The 19,634-nt window shown below is 38.5% G+C and carries 20 protein-coding genes; 4 read left to right on the forward strand and 16 right to left on the reverse strand.

The window, feature by feature from the left end; translation table 11 throughout:
• Nucleotides 1–20: 20 nt before the first annotated feature.
• Complete coding sequence (locus AB3I27_RS02305; RefSeq protein WP_002313809.1) at nt 21–956, reverse strand: alpha/beta hydrolase; 936 nt, start codon at nt 954–956, stop codon at nt 21–23.
• A 162-nt stretch (nt 957–1,118) separates the two neighbouring features.
• On the reverse strand, nt 1,119–2,213 hold the full coding sequence (locus AB3I27_RS02310; RefSeq protein ID WP_002309391.1) for a DUF871 domain-containing protein: 1,095 nt from the start codon (nt 2,211–2,213) through the stop codon (nt 1,119–1,121).
• Nucleotides 2,214–2,401: 188 nt separating this feature from the next.
• Between AB3I27_RS02310 and AB3I27_RS02315 the strand changes: the two genes are divergently transcribed.
• Nucleotides 2,402–3,154: a peptidylprolyl isomerase gene (locus AB3I27_RS02315; protein ID WP_002313811.1), complete on the forward strand. Its 753-nt coding sequence runs from the start codon at nt 2,402–2,404 to the stop codon at nt 3,152–3,154.
• Nucleotides 3,155–3,279: 125 nt separating this feature from the next.
• Here the strand turns inward: AB3I27_RS02315 and fabZ are convergent, their stop codons facing one another.
• The gene (gene fabZ / locus AB3I27_RS02320) at nt 3,280–3,720 is read right to left on the reverse strand and encodes a 3-hydroxyacyl-ACP dehydratase FabZ (protein ID WP_368022893.1); all 441 of its coding nucleotides are present in this window, start codon (nt 3,718–3,720) and stop codon (nt 3,280–3,282) included.
• A gap of 218 nt (nt 3,721–3,938) precedes the next feature.
• Between fabZ and fabI the strand changes: the two genes are divergently transcribed.
• On the forward strand, nt 3,939–4,694 hold the full coding sequence (fabI, locus tag AB3I27_RS02325; RefSeq protein ID WP_002309397.1) for an enoyl-ACP reductase FabI: 756 nt from the start codon (nt 3,939–3,941) through the stop codon (nt 4,692–4,694).
• A gap of 110 nt (nt 4,695–4,804) precedes the next feature.
• Here the strand turns inward: fabI and AB3I27_RS02330 are convergent, their stop codons facing one another.
• A complete protein-coding gene (locus AB3I27_RS02330) occupies nt 4,805–5,857 on the reverse strand; it encodes a branched-chain amino acid aminotransferase (RefSeq protein ID WP_002316226.1) in 1,053 nt (350 codons plus the stop codon).
• Nucleotides 5,858–5,982: 125 nt separating this feature from the next.
• Between AB3I27_RS02330 and AB3I27_RS02335 the strand changes: the two genes are divergently transcribed.
• Complete coding sequence (locus AB3I27_RS02335) at nt 5,983–6,903, forward strand: mechanosensitive ion channel family protein (RefSeq protein ID WP_002313813.1); 921 nt, start codon at nt 5,983–5,985, stop codon at nt 6,901–6,903.
• 278 nt (nt 6,904–7,181) lie between these two features.
• Here AB3I27_RS02335 and cbpB read toward each other — a convergent pair whose 3' ends face one another.
• The 8 genes from cbpB to AB3I27_RS02375 all read right to left on the reverse strand — a co-directional run bounded on the left by cbpB (nt 7,182) and on the right by AB3I27_RS02375 (nt 13,544).
• Complete coding sequence (gene cbpB / locus AB3I27_RS02340; protein WP_002309404.1) at nt 7,182–7,682, reverse strand: cyclic-di-AMP-binding protein CbpB; 501 nt, start codon at nt 7,680–7,682, stop codon at nt 7,182–7,184.
• 106 nt (nt 7,683–7,788) lie between these two features.
• On the reverse strand, nt 7,789–8,307 hold the full coding sequence (locus tag AB3I27_RS02345) for a metallophosphoesterase (RefSeq protein ID WP_002309405.1): 519 nt from the start codon (nt 8,305–8,307) through the stop codon (nt 7,789–7,791).
• Nucleotides 8,307–9,662: a ribonuclease PH gene (gene rph, locus AB3I27_RS02350; protein ID WP_002309406.1), complete on the reverse strand. Its 1,356-nt coding sequence runs from the start codon at nt 9,660–9,662 to the stop codon at nt 8,307–8,309. The genes AB3I27_RS02345 and rph overlap by 1 nt, the downstream gene beginning before the upstream one ends.
• The gene (racE, locus tag AB3I27_RS02355) at nt 9,652–10,485 is read right to left on the reverse strand and encodes a glutamate racemase (RefSeq protein WP_002316225.1); all 834 of its coding nucleotides are present in this window, start codon (nt 10,483–10,485) and stop codon (nt 9,652–9,654) included. Before racE ends, rph begins: the two co-directional genes overlap by 11 nt.
• 160 nt (nt 10,486–10,645) lie before the next feature.
• Complete coding sequence (locus AB3I27_RS02360; RefSeq protein WP_002309409.1) at nt 10,646–11,302, reverse strand: amino acid ABC transporter permease; 657 nt, start codon at nt 11,300–11,302, stop codon at nt 10,646–10,648.
• Between the two features lie 15 nt (nt 11,303–11,317).
• Nucleotides 11,318–11,965 carry an amino acid ABC transporter permease gene (locus tag AB3I27_RS02365; RefSeq protein WP_002313814.1) on the reverse strand — a complete coding sequence of 216 codons (648 nt, stop codon included), beginning with the start codon at nt 11,963–11,965 and terminating at the stop codon, nt 11,318–11,320.
• Nucleotides 11,966–11,977: 12 nt separating this feature from the next.
• Nucleotides 11,978–12,793 carry a transporter substrate-binding domain-containing protein gene (locus AB3I27_RS02370; protein ID WP_002313815.1) on the reverse strand — a complete coding sequence of 272 codons (816 nt, stop codon included), beginning with the start codon at nt 12,791–12,793 and terminating at the stop codon, nt 11,978–11,980.
• Nucleotides 12,794–12,806: 13 nt separating this feature from the next.
• Nucleotides 12,807–13,544 (reverse strand): amino acid ABC transporter ATP-binding protein, encoded by a 738-nt coding sequence (locus AB3I27_RS02375; protein WP_002309413.1) that lies wholly within the window; start codon nt 13,542–13,544, stop codon nt 12,807–12,809.
• A gap of 253 nt (nt 13,545–13,797) precedes the next feature.
• On the opposite strand from AB3I27_RS02375, the gene trpS reads away from it, so the two are divergent.
• The gene (gene trpS / locus AB3I27_RS02380; protein ID WP_002309414.1) at nt 13,798–14,808 is read left to right on the forward strand and encodes a tryptophan--tRNA ligase; all 1,011 of its coding nucleotides are present in this window, start codon (nt 13,798–13,800) and stop codon (nt 14,806–14,808) included.
• A 164-nt stretch (nt 14,809–14,972) separates the two neighbouring features.
• Here the strand turns inward: trpS and AB3I27_RS02385 are convergent, their stop codons facing one another.
• The 4 genes from AB3I27_RS02385 to pheS form a co-directional block, all read right to left on the reverse strand.
• Complete coding sequence (locus AB3I27_RS02385) at nt 14,973–15,146, reverse strand: hypothetical protein (RefSeq protein ID WP_002309415.1); 174 nt, start codon at nt 15,144–15,146, stop codon at nt 14,973–14,975.
• Nucleotides 15,147–15,415: 269 nt separating this feature from the next.
• Nucleotides 15,416–15,550: a hypothetical protein gene (locus tag AB3I27_RS02390; protein ID WP_002292952.1), complete on the reverse strand. Its 135-nt coding sequence runs from the start codon at nt 15,548–15,550 to the stop codon at nt 15,416–15,418.
• A 500-nt stretch (nt 15,551–16,050) separates the two neighbouring features.
• Entirely contained in the window at nt 16,051–18,471 is a 2,421-nt protein-coding gene (gene pheT, locus AB3I27_RS02395; RefSeq protein WP_002309416.1) for a phenylalanine--tRNA ligase subunit beta, read from the reverse strand.
• Nucleotides 18,472–18,475: 4 nt separating this feature from the next.
• Nucleotides 18,476–19,519 (reverse strand): phenylalanine--tRNA ligase subunit alpha, encoded by a 1,044-nt coding sequence (pheS, locus tag AB3I27_RS02400; RefSeq protein ID WP_002292949.1) that lies wholly within the window; start codon nt 19,517–19,519, stop codon nt 18,476–18,478.
• Nucleotides 19,520–19,634 lie beyond the last annotated feature (115 nt).

The raw sequence follows: 19,634 nt of genomic DNA on the forward strand, positions 1-19,634 counted from the left end.
CCTTTTGCATTTAAACTAGTTCAATGAACATATTGGCTTAAAAACTGTTGGACTACTTGCTGATACTTTTCAGGATCTGTCTTGTATGCTTCCGCATGCTCGGCTCCTTTTACAACATACTTTTCTTTTGGTCCCTTCGTTGCACGATAGACCTTATCCAACATTTCAAATGGTACAAATGTGTCTGCGTCTCCATGTATAAATAGCATTGGACGCTGGTTTTTCTTCAATTGATCCACTGCACTTGCCTCACCGAAAAAGTAGCCGGCACGGACTTTTGTCACTAGACTCGTTACTTGCATAAGCGGAAATGCTGGAAGACTAAACATATCGTCTAGCTGATACGCAAGCTCATCATGGACAGAAGAATAACCGCAATCTTCAATAATTGCTTTTACGTTATTTGGTAATTTTTCTCCGCTAGTCATCATGACAGTTGCTGCCCCCATGCTGACACCATACAGAACGATTTCTTGCGAGTTTCCATTTTCTTCTAACACTTTGTTGATCCACTGCACATAGTCTTTGCGCTCTGGCCATCCAAATCCAATATAATCCCCTTCGCTTTTTCCATGCCCTCTTGCATCAGGAACAAGGACATTGTAGCCCATATCATGGAACATCTTTGCATAATTGGTCATTGTTTCAGCATCTCCCATGTAGCCATGAGCAACTAGAGCTGTTTTTTCACTTTTCGTTTCAGCAGGAAGATAAATCGCTGATAATTTCAGACCGTCTTTCGAAGTGATTGTCCAATTTCTTCGGTTCTCTTTTGAACTAAACCACTTATGTGCATCCGTTTCTTTGGAGGTCTGTGTTGTACCTGGTGTATCTTCATCTAAAAAGTCTTTCTCAGACGGCACGACAGCATAATTATAAAAATAATTCCCTGCAAACAATAGCGCAACGATTAGAACTAGGGCAACGCCTAGAAGGATTTTCATCCAAAGTTTCATAAATTATCCATCTCATTTCTCTTTTTTCATCTAACCTTGAATTAGTATAATCAAAGAATCTCTACTATGCAATGTTCATTTTTATAACCTATAAAAAAACAAAATAAAAAAGCAGAAATAATTGGCTATTTCTAGCGGATTATTTCTGCAGCAACTCATTATCTATTTTTTATTTTCAATTAATTTAAAGCTTGACCAAGGTTTCAAAAAGTCAAGGAGGAACAGTTCGTCATCAGAAATTCTTCCTACAACATTGACCCGTCCGTCATTTTTCATGTCCTTCAAGGCGATTTGTGTTTCTCCCTTATATTGACCATACCCATCATTATCAATCAGCACATCACCATGATGCATATCTCGCGTATTATGAGGTGGAAAATCTTTTTCTTTATAATATACACGAGTCATCGTCGAACGAAGGATATACTCTGAGCGATCTCCTCGATAACTGTGGAGGTTGTCAAATAAGCAGATTCGTTCGTTTTCTGTAATCCCTTCTTCCGTATCTACTTTCAATGTTGGATAATCTGCATTAAAAGCTTCTGCCATTTCTTTCAATTCTTCTTCGCTTGCATACGCATTTCCAATAGAAATATCATCAATCAGCCCTGTAAGGATCAAATGCTTCACTTGTGTAGCAATCTCAAGGTCTCGGTGGTCTTCTAGTGTGCACAAGCCATCTTGTGTAGGCCAAGGGCCAAACTCAGCGGATTGCGAATTGACGAACGCCATCGTATTCAAATTATATTTTCTAAATTTTTCTGAACAAAAAACAAAATGGTCGTAGCCTAAACCAGAATATCGATGAGGATAAAAATTATGAGAACCTAATAAATTATCCGTGTTTGGCGAATAACTCATGATGTTGTCAACATAATTCGTGCCCGAACTCATATTGATCTCGATTTTGATACCGAAAGGATTACGCGTCATTTTTGCTTCTTCTGCTCCGGTGAACCCGATATCTAAGCGAACTCCATAGGCACCCATCTTATGGAAAAAAGATAAGTCATCGTAAGAAATCTCCAACTGTTCAAATAACGCTGGATTGATATCCACCATTACTTCCATGCCTAGGCTATTCGCATAATCAACTACTTCTTTAAATTCTGAAAGAACTTTTTCTTTGTCGTCGTTGATTTGCAGTAAACTGGTAAAAACCCGTTTATACCCATACTTATGAGCTAAATCCAAGTACGCTTTGTCCTTTTCAAATGTTGATCGTTCTGGATAAATCGAGATTCCTAATTTTCCCATATTACCATTTCCTCCTGCATCTTTTCGTTTTTGTATCCACTTACATTATAGCAAAGACAAGACAAATGGTCTACACCTTTTCTTTTTCTTTTAAAATAAATGATAAATTCCAATAATTTAAGTAGGTATTTCTCCTCTATTTTGTTATCATTAAAGATAACAAAATAGTAAATTGGAAAGGAATAGTTATGAAGAAAAATAAAGTTATTTTAAGTATTAGTTTAGCTGCAGCATTATTGTTTGCTGGTTGTTCCGCAAACAGTACGACTTCTCCTAGTTCATCCGCTGAAAGTTCAAAGAGTACATCCACTGCGGAAAGTACAACTGCCAGTAGTGTCGATTTGAATGCATTGGAATTGCCACAATTGACGAAAGATGTAGCTGAAAATGAAGATTTGGTCGAAATGGTGACAAATAAAGGCACAATCAAAATCAAATTATTCCCTGAATATGCACCTAAAGCAGTTGAAAACTTTATGACACACGCAAAAGATGGTTACTATAATGGCTTGACTTTTCACCGCGTCATCAAAGATTTCATGATCCAAGGCGGCGATCCTAAAGGCGATGGCACTGGAGGCGAAAGCATTTGGGGAGAAGGATTTGAGACAGAGATTAACAACCACCTTTACAATATAAGAGGTGCGTTATCTATGGCTCGCTCACAAGATCCTAATAGTAACGGCAGCCAGTTCTTTATCGTTCAAAATTCAGATGACATGCATGATGGTCTTTTAAAAGATGATTACCCTCAAGCGATTATCGATGCTTATAAAAACGGCGGTTATCCTTCCCTTGATGGTCAGTACACTGTCTTCGGTCAAGTGATTGAAGGAATGGATGTCGTGGATGCTATTGCAAATGTCGAAACAGATAGTTCAGACAAACCAAAAGAAGAAGTAAAAATTGATAAAATCAATATACTGCAAGAAGCAAAATAAACAGAACATAAAAATAACGTCTGAATCTAGCAAATATGACAAAATGTGCTAGATTCAGACGTCTTCTTTTTACATAAAAAAGCAGGTAAGCATCCTTCTATTTTTCTATAACAACTTTTTTATGATCAAGCATTTTGGTTGACGATGAACGTGAATTCACACTCACAGACTTTTTTATCATCTACATATGTTGCAGATAACGCTGTACCGACTGACCCCTTCATTTTGGTGATTTCAAAATGACATTTCAGTACATCTCCTGGAACAACTTTTTGACGGAATTTGGCCTTATTGATTCCACCTATATAAGCTCGTTTTCCTAGGAACTCTTCTGATTTTAGGATAAGAATCGAACCTGCTTGTGCCAGTGTTTCTAGGATCAACGCACCCGGCATCACTGGATTGTCAGGAAAGTGACCTTGGAAAAAATCTTCATTGATCGTTACATTTTTTGTCGCCACGATCTTTTTTCCTGGTTCTAATGTATCTACATAATCAATATAACAAATAGGATAACGATTAGGGATCAAGTCCATTACTTCAGTAGCAGATAATACGTAAGACATAACTAAACTCCTTCTTTCAGGCAATTGCCATTTTCATTACTTTGACTATCAAAGTATCATATTCCTAAATATTTAGCAATCTTTTTTTAATTTAAGAAAAAATAGTTTGACAATCAAAACATTTTGACTAATAATTAAGAAATCAAGAAGTTATTTTAGCTATTATTTTCTATTTTTTACGACTATCAAATTTTTATCAGAAACAAAGGAGAGTCATTATGTCATTTCTAGAAGGAAAAAAAATCGTCATCATGGGCGTCGCTAACAAAAAAAGCATTGCTTGGGGGTGCGCTGAAGCAATGTTGAAACAAGGGGCAGAGATTATCTATACTTACCAAAATGAACGAATGAAAAAATCATTAGTCAAATTGGTCGGCGAAGAAGCATTCACTGTAGAATGTGATGTTTCTAGCGACGAAAGCATCGAAAAAGCAATGAATGCCATCGGTGAATATGCTGGAGAGATCCACGGCCTTGTCCATGCAGTTGCTTACGCCAACAAAGAAGAATTGTCTGGAAATGTGTCTGATATTTCCAGAGACGGCTATCAATTAGCTCAAGATATCAGTAGCTACTCTTTGATTGCTGTATCAAAATACGCACAACCGTTTCTTGCACCAAATAGCGGAATCGTTAGCATGACTTATCTAGGTTCAGAGCGCGCAATCCCGAATTATAACATGATGGGTATCGCGAAAGCTTCTCTTGAAGCAGCTATCCGTTATTTGGCAGCTGAATTTTCACCTAAAGGCATCCGAGTCAATGGTATTTCAGCTGGAGCAATCAAAACATTAGCTGTTACAGGGGTTAAAGACTATCAAAAACTGATCCAGTTATCTGAATCTCGTACGCCTGATCAGCAAGGTGTAACGATCGAAGAAGTCGGTAATGTTTGTGCTTTCTTGATTAGTCCTCTTTCCAGCGGAATCATCGGTGATATTATCTACGTTGACAAAGGTGTCCATCTTTCATAACCCTTTTGTTGCATTCTTTAAAGTAAAACATATAAAAATCAGGAAAAAACTTTTTAAAGTCTCTTCCTGATTTTTTCTTTTTTACGTTTTTTCAACTTATTACTTTGAAATTATTCCACGACTTCAATCCAGCCTTCTGGTGCTTCTATGTCCCCGAATTGAATACCTGTCAATTCATCATACAACCGCTTGGTTACTGGTCCTACTTCCGTTTCGCTATAAAATACATGCAGGTTGTTATTGTGATAAATCCCGCCGATTGGAGAAATAACAGCCGCTGTACCACATGCACCAGCTTCTGCAAATTGATCTAGATCATCAATGAAAATATCTCCTTCTATTGCTTGAAGTCCTAGTCGTTCTTCAGCTAATTGCAGCAAAGAATATTTCGTGATACTTGGTAAGATAGATGGCGATTGCGGGGTGATGAATTTTCCGTCTTTCGTAATCCCAAAGAAATTTGCTGCCCCTACTTCTTCGATTTTCGTGTGTGTGGCTGGATCAAGATAAACACAATCTGAGTAATCCAGTTCTTTTGCTTCTGTTCCTGGAAGTAAACTTGCTGCGTAATTTCCGCCGACTTTTGCTGCGCCAGTTCCCTTAGGAGCAGCACGATCGTAATCAGATACAATAAAGTTCGTTGGTTTTAGCCCACCTTTGAAATACGCTCCTACTGGCGTACAGAAGACGACAAATAAGTATTCTGGAGCAGGATGGACACCGATGTTTTCACCGACCCCAATCAGTAAAGGACGCAAGTATAATGTAGCGCCTGTTCCATACGGAGGCACGAAAGCTTCATTTGCTTTTACCACTTGCTTAACAGCATCAACGAACATTTTTTCAGGGACCATCGGCATCAGCAAGCGTCTAGCACTTTGATTCATCCGACGACTATTTTGTTCAGGTCGAAAGAGATTGACCTTCCCGTCTTTTCGACGATAAGCTTTTAGACCTTCAAAACATTGCTGACCATAATGAAGCGCTGGAGAGCCTTCATGAATCGTCAGGTAATTATCTTCTGTCAATTCCCCTTCTTCCCATTGTCCGTCTTTCCATTTGGCAATGAAACGCCAAGGAGTTTTGATATAAGAAAATCCTAAATTATTCCAATCGATTTGCATATATTTACCACCTTCGTTATTTTCTCCACATTTTATCATTATCCATATTGTTTGTCATTTTATTTTCAGCTTTTTTCCTTCATTATAGTTATCTTTGCTATTTCCTTTTTTGAAAACTTCTTGGTACAATACAGAAAGAATCAAATTTTAGAAAAGAGGATTTTATGTTTTCATTATTAGCAACTGCCGGTACGACAGACTCTTCTGGCGAGACATTGACAGATCAAGCTGTCAGCAAAGTAAATGCGTTTCAGCGGTTTTGGGACGGGATTGATTGGGACGCTATTTTGGCTGCCTTTATCCAAAAAAGTTTATATCTGGTTTTTTTGATCATCCTTTTTTGGATTCTTCACCGTGTGGGAAAATATCTGATTGATAAGTCTTTTAATCAGTATTCTAAAAAAGCCATTCTAAACGAGAGCCGCTTAAAGACTTTACATAGTCTTTTAAATACTATTTTTCATTATACCCTTGGTTTCTTCTTTATCTATGCAATTTTATCTGCTATCGGTGTACCGATCGGATCACTTTTGGCTGGTGCCGGAATTGCAGGTGTGGCGATCGGTCTTGGTGCCCAAGGGTTCATGAGTGATGTTATTACCGGATTTTTTATTATCATGGAACAACAGATGGATGTTGGAGACTACATCAAGTTAGCAAACTTAACGATTGAAGGAACCGTCGTATCTGTTGGTATCCGTACCCTTCAGCTAAAAGCAACGGATGGTACTGTCCATTTCATCCCGAATCGAAACATCACCACGATCAGCAATCTTTCTCGTGCAAATATGCAAGTACTTTTAGATATCCGGATCGTTCCTGAAGAAGGATATGACAAAATCTATGAGATCATTGATCGAGTAAATCATACATTAGCTGAAAAATACCAAGAAGAGCTTCAAACTGAACCTTCCATATTTGGTTTAGTGGATCTTGGTAATAGTAATTTTGCTATTCGTACGGTCTGCTACGCATTGAACGGAAAACAATATGCCTTAAAAGAAGAGTTTTTGAGCTCCTATGTCAAAGAATTGACAGCTTCTGGGTTCACGATTCCGAACAGTCCAATTGCTGTCGGAAAATAATTTGGTCAAACGATGCAACGGATCTCACTAAAAAGAGCGTGGGACAAAAGTAAAGAACACTTTTGTCCCACGCTCTAAACACGTATAAACGGCGGAAGTAGAAGCAAATCCTTCGGAAATAGCTGAAATTCACAAAAATTTGAAAAGCAATTTTCGTGAATTTCAGCTTATTCCTTGGAGTTAAACGCTTCTGTCCCAGCCTCTTTTTCAAGATAAAGTCAAAACTGGTACGCTTTTGTTTCTACTTATTTTTTGATTATCTTTCAGTTTCTCGTTCTTTAGCTCACAATATCGATTTGTTCTTTTAATTCTTCGATTTTTGGAGACAATATATTGCGACGTTCTAATTCATGCACCATGAAGTTTACGGCTTTAAGCAGCTCTTTCCTTGTGATGATTCCTTTGAAAACCCGTTCTTCTGTGACAACCGGTAAAAAAGGCGAATCAACTAACAAATGGAGTACTTCTTCTAGTTCCCAATTTTCATCAATCGTCGGAACATCCGTTTCTGTTACATCAGCAACTGTTAGTCCTTCTAAGGGATCCATGCTGATTGTTTGCAAGTCAATCATTTTATTGACCACATCTGATAAACTTACTAGTCCTACAAAGTGATCATCTTTTCCTAATACAGGAATTTTGGAATAACCGACCTTCGATAAGACAAGTAAACCATGGGATAATGGATGATGATACATAACATTTGCCACATTTTCTGCAGGAATCAAAAACGTTTCCTGATTTTCCAGCAGCATTTCTCTTACTATAGGTCCAATCATCTGATGGCCTCCATTTCTATTTCATTCAACACTACTATTTTACCGAAACCGGATGCAAAATTCACAAAATAAAGCTTATTTTTATTAAAAATTAGAGTTTTTTTATTCAGCGCTCTCTCGAAAAAGAAAAGGCCAACTCTTCAACTGCCTGATGGGCACGGTTATAGTATTGAACAGAAATTTGGTCATCTAAACTTTCAATAAGAGCATATGATGGGATTTGGATCGGGCCTCTAGGTTGAGAAATGCTTCCAGGATTCAAAAATAGGATTTTCTGATCCATCTCACAGCCTATTTGATGGGTATGACCAAAAAACACCATATCTGCATTTGCAGCTCGAGCTTCGATTGCTAACTGTGTCAAACCAAATCGGACATTCGATAAATGACCATGAGTCATGAATACTGTATCCTGACCAGTTTGGATCACTTTTTTCTGTTCGAATCCTGGTCCATAATCACAATTACCTTGAACCACTTGGAATGTATCCCATAATGGGTCAGAAGCTTCTAATTCCGAATCACCACAATGGAAAAAGATATCCACTTCAGAACGATAGCGATCTACTAAGTCAACGAGGATATCTCTGTCCCCATGATTATCACTTACTACTAAATACCGCACTATCTCTCTCCTTCCAGCCATTGTTTCCACTCGGCACTCAATTTTTTCATTGCTTGAGCCCGATGACTGATCTTGTTTTTTTCTTCGCTCGATAATTCTGCTGCTGTTTGTTTCTTACCTTCTGGGATAAATAAAGGATCATACCCAAAGCCGTTTTCGCCAGATGGTATACGGGCTACTCGACCGGGCCATTCCGCTTCTACTACAAGGCTATCTTTTTTTGGTGCCGCGAATACTAGTGTACAATGGAATTGTGCTGTTCTTTTTTCATCTGGTACATCTGTCAATTCATATAATAATTTGGCGTTATTCCCCGCATCACTTTTTTGTTCCCCTGCAAAACGTGCAGAATAGATTCCTGGCATACCGCCTAATGCATCCACTTTCAAACCTGAATCATCTGCTAAGACTGGTTGATCAAGTAATTGTGCAATCGTTTCTGCTTTTAATCGGGCATTTTCTTCAAATGTGCTGCCAGTTTCTTCTACATCTGGCAATTCAGGATAGTCAAGTAATGTTTTTACATGATATCCCGCTTCTTTGAACATATTTCGAAACTCTTCTGCTTTTCCTGGATTTCTTGTCGCAATGATGATTGTTTTTGTTTCTTCTATCCGCTCATTATCTTGAGCAAATTCTGTTAGCAAAGCATGTTTTTGCTCTTTGATCAAATCTTCAATCGCGTTTTTTCCAAAAAAGAGCATTTCATTCAACTGTTCTCCATCAAACGTTGCTTCTTCTCCAGTTCCTTGAATCTCCACGAATTTTCCTGATTCTGTCATCACGAGATTCATATCTACAAGTGCTGCGGAATCTTCTTGATAGTCCAAATCTGTCACGCAAGTCCCATCCGGCAAGATCCCTACGCTAACTGCAGCAAGATGCTCTTTAATTGGATCTTCTGACAATTCCTTTTCTCTTAAAAGCTTTTCAATTGCTAGTCTCAACGCGACGAATGCCCCAGTGATGCTAGCTGTTCTAGTTCCGCCATCCGCTTGGATCACATCGCAGTCTATGATGATACTACGCTCTCCCAGCTTTTCCAAGTCTATTACTGCACGCAAGGAGCGACCAATAAGACGCTGGATTTCCATTGTTCTACCAGAAAGTTTCCCTTTGCTGCTTTCTCTACGATTTCTCGTACTCGTTGCTCGAGGTAGCATACTGTATTCAGCAGTTACCCACCCTGTTCCTGTTTCTCTCAAAAAGGGCGGTACAGAATCCTCTACTGTTGCAGAACAAATAACTGTTGTATCACCAAAACGGATCACAACCGATCCCTCTGGATATTTGAAAACATTTGTTTGAAGCTCCAGTTTACGAAGCTCTTGGGCTTTTCTCCCGTCATGACGCATCCTTATTTCCTCCTAATTCAATATGATCTACATTTAGGTGTCCGATTCCAAGCCAGTCTTCGGCTATTTCTTGGAAAAGTTTAGCAGATCCTGTTGTATAAAACTGACATAATGTCCGTCCATTTTGCGGTGAATTGCTCAAATTGAAATAATCGAGTAGCATAGATACTTCACCTACTGTTTCTGCTCCAGAATCGATCAGTTGAACATTTTCACCCACTACATTTTGAATGATGGGGCGTAATAATGGATAATGGGTGCATCCCAAAATCAATGTATCGATTTTTTTAGTCGTTAACGGAGCTAATGTTTCTGCCACGATTTTTTTTGCCACAGATGAATGGTATTCATTACTTTCGACAACTGAAACAAATTTGGGACAAGCAAGACTTGTCACAGTCAATTCTGGCACTTTCTCTTTCAATGCTTTTTCATAAGCTTGACTTTTTACCGTACCAATCGTACCGATAATGCCAACTTGTTTATTTTGTGTTTTTTTTACTGCCGCTCTTGTACCGGGAAGGATCACACCGATGACTGGAATAGAAAGAGCAGCTTTGATTTCTTCTAAAGCAACCGCAGTTGCGGTATTGCAAGCAATCACTAGCATCTTGATTCCTTGCTCCACCAGATAATCCGTCATTTCCCAAGTATACTGGATTACCTGTTCCGCGGGTCTAGGGCCATATGGGCAGCGTGCTGTGTCTCCTACAAATAAAATATTTTCATTCGGTAATTGTTTCAGGGCTTCTTTTACTACAGTCAAGCCGCCGACACCTGAATCAATAAATCCGATAGGGCGATTATCTGTCAATCGTATCATCCTTTTTTTCAATAAATTCTATCCTCCCTATTGTGTACTTTTTAGCCTGAATTTTCAAGTGCTCTCACTTGCTTAAAACAATCAAACTCTCTTTTTTCGAATGGAAAGAGGAAAAGCGGTTGTGACTTTAGTCTGCCACAACCGCTAAAAGAATCATCTATTAATAACTGTACCGTCTCTTTTCCAAGTAACCGGAAAGCAGAGAAAGCGCGTAACACACCACGAAATACATAAGTGTCATGATGATGAACATCGGAAGCACATAATTGGTATTCTGTCCATAAATAATACGTGCTTGATGAGAAAGTTCAGGTAAAGAAATGATTACTGCTAATGAAGTATCTTTGATCAGTGAAATCAATTGGCTCACAATTGCCGGAATCATTGATTTGAATGCTTGCGGCAAGACGATCGTCCGCATCGTTTCTACATAAGTCAGTCCTGTTGACAATCCTGCCTCCATCTGCCCTTTCGGAACAGCATTAAGTCCTGCTCGGAAAATCTCCGACAGCATAGCTGATTCAAAGATCGTCAATGCTGCAACAGCGGACCAGAAGATGTTCATCTGAATACCAATCTGAGGCAAGGCAAAATAAGTGAAGAAAATGATCAATAATAATGGAAGATTTCGTATGATATCGATCACAATACCAAGGATTTTGGACAAGAAAGGGATGTTCGCAAAACGAATCACACCTGCCAGACCACCAATCAAGAAACTGAAAATGATCGAAAACAATGAAACTTCAACAGTAACCTTTAATCCTTCCAATAAAAAACGGACATTCATCCATGAAAAAGCGCCGCTAAAATCCATGTATTTCCCCTCCTTCTATGAACGAACCGCCCATTTTTTCTCAAGATAAACCATTAAGTAAGATAACGGCAGCGTGATAACTAAGTAAAATAACCCAACGATGATATACGTATCGAAGGTATTGAATGTTTCACTGGCGATCAAGTCTCCTTGATACATCAAATCCAAACCAGCTACGATTGCTAAAATAGACGAGTTTTTCACAAGATTAATAAATTGGTTGCCTAATGGCGGAATAACGATTTTGAATGCTTGCGGCAAAACAATATAACGCATAATTTCTGGATAGGTAAATCCAGAAGACAATCCTGCTTCTGTTTGGCCTTTTGGTACGGTTTGAATCCCTGAACGTACCGTTTCAGCAATAAAAGCGGATGTATAGATAGTCAATCCAATCGTCCCAGCTTGAAATCCGTCTAGATTAAACCAATAAATCGGTACGACAACATAAAAAAACATCACGATAATCAATAATGGAATGTTTCTAAAAAATTCTACATATGCCTTTGCTAAGGCACTCACTATTTTATTCTTTGATAATTGGAAGATTGCCATCAACGTTCCGATAATCAAACTAAACACAAGTGCTAAGACACTCGAAAACAATGTGATCTTGAACCCGTCGACAAAGATTGGTCCATAAGTCTGTATCAATTCGCTCATTGCCTCTCCCCCTTACTCTACTTTTCCTTCAGTTTCATTTGGAAACCATTTTTGATAGATTTTATCGTATGTGCCATCTGCATGCATTTCCTCTAGCGCCTGGTTAACAGCTTTCAAGAAGTTTTCTTGTCCTTTGTTGATTGCAATTCCATAAGGTTCATTAGTAAACGTTCCGCCGACTAATTCGTACTCTGGATTTTCATCTGCAATCCCTAACAAGATCGCATTATCCGTAGTCATCGCATCTCCCTGGCCAGATTGTAAGGCAGTAAATGCTTCTGCATAATTTTCCAATTCCAGAATGTTTGCATCTGGTGCATGCTGTCGGATATTCGCAGCCGACGTAGAACCTTTGACTGCTAGAACTGTTGTAGAAGCATTCAAATCATCTACACTTTTGATTCGGCTTCCCTTCTTTACCAACAAAGCTTGGCCAGCATCGAAATAGACATCTGAAAAATCGACTTGTTTTTTTCGTTCATCTGTGATCGTCATCGTCGCAATGATTGCATCGATGTTTCCGTTTTTCAATAACGGGATCCGCGTTTTAGAAGTGACTTCAACAAATTCCGCTTTTCCATTTTCACCAAGGATCTTTTCAGTGATAGCTTTTGCAATATCTACATCAAATCCTTGTACGGTTCTGCTCTCAATATCCATCATTCCAAATAATCGAGTATCATATTTGACACCCCAGATGATTTCATTGGTAGATTTGCTTCGCTCTAAAATATCTTCATTTGCCAACCCATTTCCTTTACATCCGGCTAGTGCAAGAAAAGCAATGCCTAAAAGGAAAATCAGGCGTATCTTTTTAAACCTGCGCATCTTTTTCCTCCTATCAATGATTGATAACTTTACTGATAAATTGCTGTGCTCGGACTTCATTTGGATTTTCGAAAAAGTCTCTCACATTTCTGCTATCTTCCAATACTTCTCCGTCAGCCATGAAGATGACACGATCCGCAACTTCTTTGGCAAAGCCCATTTCATGCGTCACGACAATCATTGACATACCATCATGCGCCAATTTTTTCATGACGTCCAATACATCACCAATCATTTCCGGATCCAAAGCAGAAGTAGGTTCATCAAACAGGAGCATCTCAGGATTCATCGCTAAACCTCTGGCGATTGCCACCCGTTGCTGTTGTCCACCGGATAACATGGAAGGATAAGAATCTTTCTTATCTAACATATTGACAGTTTTCAGAAATTTCTCCGCGTTTTTGATTGCAGTTGCCTGGTCTTGCTTTAACACTTTGATTGGTGCTAATGTAATATTTTCCAGAACGGTTTTATTAGGATACAAATTGAAATGCTGGAAAACCATGCCGATATTCTTTCGGACTTCTGTCAATTTTGTCCTTTTATCATGCAAGTCAGCATCATTAATTAGTAGCTTGCCTGAAGAAATCGTCTCTAATCCATTGATACAGCGAAGCATCGTGCTCTTTCCTGAACCAGAAGGACCAATGACAACGACAACTTCTCCTTTCTCGAATTCGAGATTGATATTTTTTAATGCGTGGAACTTGCCATAATATTTATCCACGTGATCAAATTTAATCATTGCCATAGAATTACACTCCCATTATTATTTAGTAAGATTTCTTTTAAAGATGTATAATAAAATACATTATATCTGATAGTTTAGTAATTTGTAAAGTTTCTTAGAACGTTTATTCTCCCATAAATATTTCTTTCATTTCTAATCTATTAGTTATTTTATCCTCTTTCCTTGTTTTTTCCTTAGGAACTGTTGTTTCTTGTCAGGAAAAACGGTAAGATATTAAGTGCTCAGACTTACAAATCGTAAAGAGGTGTCTTTTTTGAAAAATATTATTTTAACGGGAGATCGACCAACTGGGAAGCTGCATTTAGGGCATTACGTCGGTTCTCTAAAAACCCGAGTGGCTATGCAAGCAGATGAAGACAACCAACTGTTTGTCATGATTGCTGACATGCAAGCACTGACCGATAATGCTAAAAATCCTGAGAAGGTTTCATCCAATGTCTTGCAAGTTGCTTTAGACTATTTAGCCGTGGGATTAGATCCTGCAAAATCTACTTTATTTATCCAATCACAAATTCCGGAATTAGCTGAGTTAACCATGTATTATTTGAACTTGGTCAGCGTAGGACGCGTTCGTCGCAATCCGACTGTCAAAACAGAAATCGAACAAAAGAAATTCGGTGAAAGCGTGCCTACAGGATTTTTTATCTATCCTGTTTCTCAAGCAGCAGATATCACTGCATTCAAAGCGAATCTCGTTCCTGTTGGCGAGGATCAAAAACCAATGCTAGAGCAGACACAGGAAATTGTACAAAGCTTCAATCATACATATGGTGAAGTCTTGGTGGAACCAAAAGGCGTATTCCCACCAAAAGGAATGGGTAGATTACCTGGAATCGATGGAAATGGCAAAATGAGTAAATCGTTAGGAAACGGTATTTATATCTCCGATCCTGCCGATGTCTTAAAGAAAAAAGTCATGAGTATGTATACTGATCCAAACCACATCCATGTACAAGACCCTGGACAAGTAGAAGGGAATATGGTCTTCACCTACTTGGATGTATTCGGAACAGATAAAGAAGCAATTGAAGAAATGAAAGCTCATTACCGCCGCGGCGGACTTGGTGATGTAAAGATCAAACGATACCTCATTGATGTATTGGAAGCTGAATTTGCACCGATCCGCGCGCGCCGAGAAGAATTGGAAAAAGATCCTTCAGCTGTTATGGAAATCTTACGTAAAGGTAGTGAAGAAGCTGCTAAAGTAGCTGCACAAACACTTTCTGAAGTAAAATCAGCAATGGGGATCAATTACTTCCATTAATACACCGGTGAATCCATCTTAGTGACATCATTACCAAACTCAAAAAACCGAACAATAGTTGAGTAGCTGCTTACTTGCATGCGTACGCTCTCTATCGTTCGGTTTTTTGATGTTCAAAATCAGAATCAGAGACTTTCACTTTAGTTGAAATAATTGGCCAGTTCTTAGTCCGTGACGACTTGTTTGTCGATCACTTGAGTGGTTTCTTCAAGAAGTGTCGTATACTGCTTTTCACAGTTGATCAGTTTTTTCAATGCATCTTCGTATTCATTGATCGGCTGAGTGGCGACCACAGCTTCAGTGACATTCCCTTTTTCAAGTGCGGATATTTTGTTCAACTGTCGTCAAGAAGGGCCAAAAGCTGTGTCCCCCTCATTTTTATTGGTAGTTTTTTATAGATTTTCTACTATTTCTTTTCTTACTAAATAGTTCCTTTATTCTCCATATTTAATGAAGTGTTTAAGATATTTATGTAAGGTAAACAAAGAATATACTATCGCTATTACAATTACTGGAATGATTAAAAATCTAGTTTGAATATCAAAAAACATTAAAATATAAACGATTAGTAAAAAGCCTCCTACAAAAAAAGCAATAGATGAAGCTCCTAATGCACCTTTTTTTGAACTTCAATCGGTTTATCTTTAAAAGTATTCCCAGCAACTATTCCATACCATTTGCCTCTTCTAAGTTGAATACCAACGATTATTAATAAAAGACCAAGAACAACTAACATGAACACCACTACCACCTCCTTTAATCTCTGAAGTAGCCATGTGCAAAACGTCTGAAATTCAATTAATGATACACTAAGAAAAAATGGTTGGGATTACCACCTCGGTCATTTTTCCATATTCAGCAGATTAAATGTCATGATTTCTTATCCAATAAACCTCTTATTAGTATATAGCCAAAACTGTTCTTTGAAAATTAGCGATAAAAATAATGATTTTCCTGTTCATTTAAAATCTAATTACTTGTGTAATAAAACTCTCCCTTTTCAATTTCATCTTCTCTTTTTTTCATACTTACATAGCCGTGTTATTGATAGTCTTTCACTGTGAATACGACGGCTCGATAACTACCTATTTTTCTGATTTTAGAAATTTATGGAATCTACCTGAAAAATAAAAAAGAGCAGAACCGAAGATGGATCTGCTCAAGTATCTACTCTATATAAAGTGTTTTTAAAAAAACATTTTCAAAAGCATGGACGACTGATAACTATTTTGCTTCTAACTTTTAACGAATACTTGCTCCAAGCGTTTCTGTCAAAGCTTTTGTTACCTTATCCATTGCTTTATTGATTTCTTCATCTGTCAATGTTGCTTCAGGATTGACGAATGTCAGGCTATAAGCCATGGATTTATGTCCTTTTTCGATGTTTTCTCCTTGATAGACATCAAATAATTGGATATCTGTTAAAAATCTTCCGGCAGCAGAATCGATAACTTCTGTTAATTCCTGATTTGTCACAGTTTCTTTTACAAGCAAAGCGATATCCCGGCTGACTGCTGGGAATTTTGTCACTGCTTCAAAAACGATTCCTTTTTGAGCAGCTTCCACTACAGCAGATAAATCAAACTCAGCTACATATGTTTCTGGAATATCATAACTTTTGGCAATTGTCGGATGCACTTGACCGACAAAACCGATAAATTGTTCGCCAAGGTAAATCGCAGCAGTTCTTCCAGGATGCATTTCTTTTATTTCTGTCACTGTTTGATAATGGATATCTTCATGGATACCTAGTTGTTCAAATAAGTTTTCTAAAAGACCTTTGATGGTGAAAAAGTCTACGTTTTGTGCTTTCGTCTGCCAATCTTTTTCTTCCCAAACACCAGAAATAGCGATTGCTGCATGTTTTACTTCTTGTGGCAGATGTGCGCGCGGATCATTTTCTTGGAAGAATACCCGACCGATTTCATATAAAGCAATCTCTGTATTTTTTCGAGCAGTGTTATAACTGATATCATCTAATAGTCCGCTGATCAAATTCATTCGTAATACAGAACGTTCTTCGCTCATTGGCCAGTCCAAACGTGTAATATTACTTTCTTTTATAACAAACTGTCTTGATTTTTCTTCTGTTGTCAATGCATAACTGATTGCTTCGCTCAATCCGCTTCCTTCAAAGATTGTACGAATTTTACGAGTAGTTTCTTGTTCTTTTGACAAGCTTCCAGCAACCGTTTCTCCACTTGGAAGTGTAGATGGCAACTGGTCGTATCCATAAATACGAGCAACTTCTTCGATAATGTCTGCTTCGATTTGGATATCCCAGCGTCTTGGTGGTACGACTACGGAATAAACATGATCCTTTTCTTCATAGCCAAATCCAAGTGCTTCAAAAATCTCATTTACTTCTTTAACGACAAGAGATGTTCCTAAATATTGATTGATGCGTTCAAGTGAAATCTTCACTGATACGTCTTCTGCTTTGATCTCTGAACCTTTGACCGCGCCTTGTAGAACTTCCCCACCTGCAAGAGAAACGATCATTGCTGCAGCAACCTCACTGGCTTCTCCAACAGTTGCATGGTTGATCCCTTTTTCAAAGCGTGCAGAAGATTCGCTACGCAAATTAAATTGTTTTGCTGTACGACGGATCGAAATTGGATCAAACAAAGCAGATTCCAGTGCCACTGTTGTTGTTTCATTCGTGATCTCTGAATCTAATCCACCCATGACACCAGCTAAAGCAACTGGTTCTTTGCCATTAGTGATGACAAGATTGTCAGTTGTCAATTTCCGAGATTCTCCATCTAACGTGACTAATGTCTCATTTTCTTTTGCATGTCGGACAAGGATCTCGTTTGATTTCAATTTGTCGTAGTCAAATGCATGTAGTGGTTGTCCGAATAAAAGCAAAATATAGTTCGTCACATCTACTACATTGTTGATTGGGCGGATGCCTTCATTCATCAAAAGATTTTGCAGCCATTGAGGACTTGGTTGGATTCTTACTCCTTCAATGATGCGGATTTGATAGGCAGGAACGACTTCTTTATCTTCAACTGTCACTTGGATCTTATCGCTAGCAAGTTGTGATGATTCTACTAATTTCTCGTCATCGAATGTAGGCGTCTGACGATAGATTGCTCCAACTTCATAAGCTACGCCACGCATTGACAATGCATCTGCACGATTTGGTGTGATAGACAATTCAATGATCGAATCATCCATATCTAAATAAGAAAAAACTGGATCGCCATTTACAGCTTCTTGTGGCATATAATAGATACCTTCAGCGTATTCTTTCGGTATAACACTGTCTGAATAGCCAATTTCTTGTAACGAGCAAATCATGCCATTTGATACTTGACCACGCATTTTCCCTTTTTTGATCTTCACATTTCCAGCAATCCGTGAGTTAGGAAGCGCAACAATCACTTTGATTCCGACCTTCACATTAGGCGCTCCACAAACGATTTGAGACAGTTCGTCTTCGCCAATATCGACTTGACAAATAGAAAGGTGATCGGAATCTGGATGTGGTACACATTCCTTGACTTCACCGACAACGATTTTTTTCAAGCCTTCTTCTGGAACCGTGATTCCCTCGACTTCGATTCCTGTTACAGACATTTTATCCGCTAATTCTTTTGGTGTTACATTCGATAAATCCAAATAACGATTAAGCCATTTATATGAAACTAACATCTTCTTACTCCCCCTTGAACTGACTTAAGAAACGTAAGTCATTTTGATAGAAATTACGGATATCATTCACTCCATACCGCAACATAGCTACGCGGTCTGGTCCAAGGCCGAAAGCAAAGCCTGAATATTCTTCTGGATCGATTCCTGACATCTTCAACACATTCGGGTGCACCATGCCAGCTCCTAAAATCTCGATCCATCCAGTGTATTTACATACGTTACAACCGGCACCACCACATTTGAAACAACTGACATCTACTTCTACTGATGGCTCCGTAAATGGGAAATAACTTGGACGCAAACGGATTTCACGATCTTCCCCAAACATTTTTTTCATTACGACTTCTAATGTTCCTTTAAGATCGCCCATCGTGATGTTTTTATCAACAACTAGCCCTTCAATTTGATGGAACTGATGGCTGTGGGTCGCATCATCTGTATCTCTGCGGAAAACTTTTCCAGGCGAGATCATTCGTAGAGCACCCTTAGAGAAATCATGCTTTTCCATTGTCCGTGCTTGGACTGGTGAAGTATGTGTCCGAATCAATATCTCGTCTGAAATATAGAAAGTATCTTGCATGTCCCTTGCCGGATGGTCTTTTGGCAGGTTCATCCGTTCGAAATTGTAATGGTCAGACTCTACTTCGTAACCTTCCACGATCTGATACCCCATACCTACAAAAATATCTTCAATTTCTTCCATGATTTGTGTCACGATATGACGTGTACCATGCTTTACTTTTCTACCAGGCAATGTCACGTCTACTGTTTCTTTTGCCAAAGCCGCATTTAACGCTTCTTCTTCTAACACTTGTTTTTTTCGCTCTATTTCTTCTGTCAAAAGGTCTCGGATCTCATTTGCGAAACTTCCGACTTTTGGACGTTCTTCTGGACTTAGATCTTTCATCCCACGCAATACTTCTGTGATCGGTCCTTTTTTTCCTAACGTTTCAACACGTATTTGATTTAATTCTTTTAAATCTTGTGCCGCCGTGATTTTGACGATTGTTTCTTCTTTCAAGCTCTCTAATTGTGCTTGTAAAGACATGTGCTTGTTCCTCCTTTAAATTCCAAATACAAAACAAAAAGACCTCATTCCTGTTAAGGAACGAGGTCTTCGCGTTACCATCCTAATTTGCGATAAATAAACTTACATCGCACTC

The organism is Enterococcus sp. C46, from assembly GCF_040887565.1.
GTDB classification, from domain to species: domain Bacteria; phylum Bacillota; class Bacilli; order Lactobacillales; family Enterococcaceae; genus Enterococcus_B; species Enterococcus_B lactis.

What these genes read in the sequence shown, in the direction of transcription:
- AB3I27_RS02305 (WP_002313809.1), bottom strand. Translation starts at nt 956, where the DNA reads ATGAAACTTTGGATGAAAATCCTTCTAGGCGTTGCCCTAGTTCTAATC.
- AB3I27_RS02310 (WP_002309391.1), bottom strand. Translation starts at nt 2,213, where the DNA reads ATGGGAAAATTAGGAATCTCGATTTATCCAGAACGATCAACATTTGAA.
- AB3I27_RS02315 (WP_002313811.1), top strand. Translation starts at nt 2,402, where the DNA reads ATGAAGAAAAATAAAGTTATTTTAAGTATTAGTTTAGCTGCAGCATTA.
- fabZ (WP_368022893.1), bottom strand. Translation starts at nt 3,720, where the DNA reads ATGTCTTACGTATTATCTGCTACTGAAGTAATGGACTTGATCCCTAAT.
- fabI (WP_002309397.1), top strand. Translation starts at nt 3,939, where the DNA reads ATGTCATTTCTAGAAGGAAAAAAAATCGTCATCATGGGCGTCGCTAAC.
- AB3I27_RS02330 (WP_002316226.1), bottom strand. Translation starts at nt 5,857, where the DNA reads ATGATAAAATGTGGAGAAAATAACGAAGGTGGTAAATATATGCAAATC.
- AB3I27_RS02335 (WP_002313813.1), top strand. Translation starts at nt 5,983, where the DNA reads ATGTTTTCATTATTAGCAACTGCCGGTACGACAGACTCTTCTGGCGAG.
- cbpB (WP_002309404.1), bottom strand. Translation starts at nt 7,682, where the DNA reads ATGATTGGACCTATAGTAAGAGAAATGCTGCTGGAAAATCAGGAAACG.
- rph (WP_002309406.1), bottom strand. Translation starts at nt 9,662, where the DNA reads ATGCGTCATGACGGGAGAAAAGCCCAAGAGCTTCGTAAACTGGAGCTT.
- racE (WP_002316225.1), bottom strand. Translation starts at nt 10,485, where the DNA reads ATGATACGATTGACAGATAATCGCCCTATCGGATTTATTGATTCAGGT.
- AB3I27_RS02360 (WP_002309409.1), bottom strand. Translation starts at nt 11,302, where the DNA reads ATGGATTTTAGCGGCGCTTTTTCATGGATGAATGTCCGTTTTTTATTG.
- AB3I27_RS02365 (WP_002313814.1), bottom strand. Translation starts at nt 11,965, where the DNA reads ATGAGCGAATTGATACAGACTTATGGACCAATCTTTGTCGACGGGTTC.
- AB3I27_RS02370 (WP_002313815.1), bottom strand. Translation starts at nt 12,793, where the DNA reads ATGCGCAGGTTTAAAAAGATACGCCTGATTTTCCTTTTAGGCATTGCT.
- AB3I27_RS02375 (WP_002309413.1), bottom strand. Translation starts at nt 13,544, where the DNA reads ATGGCAATGATTAAATTTGATCACGTGGATAAATATTATGGCAAGTTC.
- pheT (WP_002309416.1), bottom strand. Translation starts at nt 18,471, where the DNA reads ATGTTAGTTTCATATAAATGGCTTAATCGTTATTTGGATTTATCGAAT.
- pheS (WP_002292949.1), bottom strand. Translation starts at nt 19,519, where the DNA reads ATGTCTTTACAAGCACAATTAGAGAGCTTGAAAGAAGAAACAATCGTC.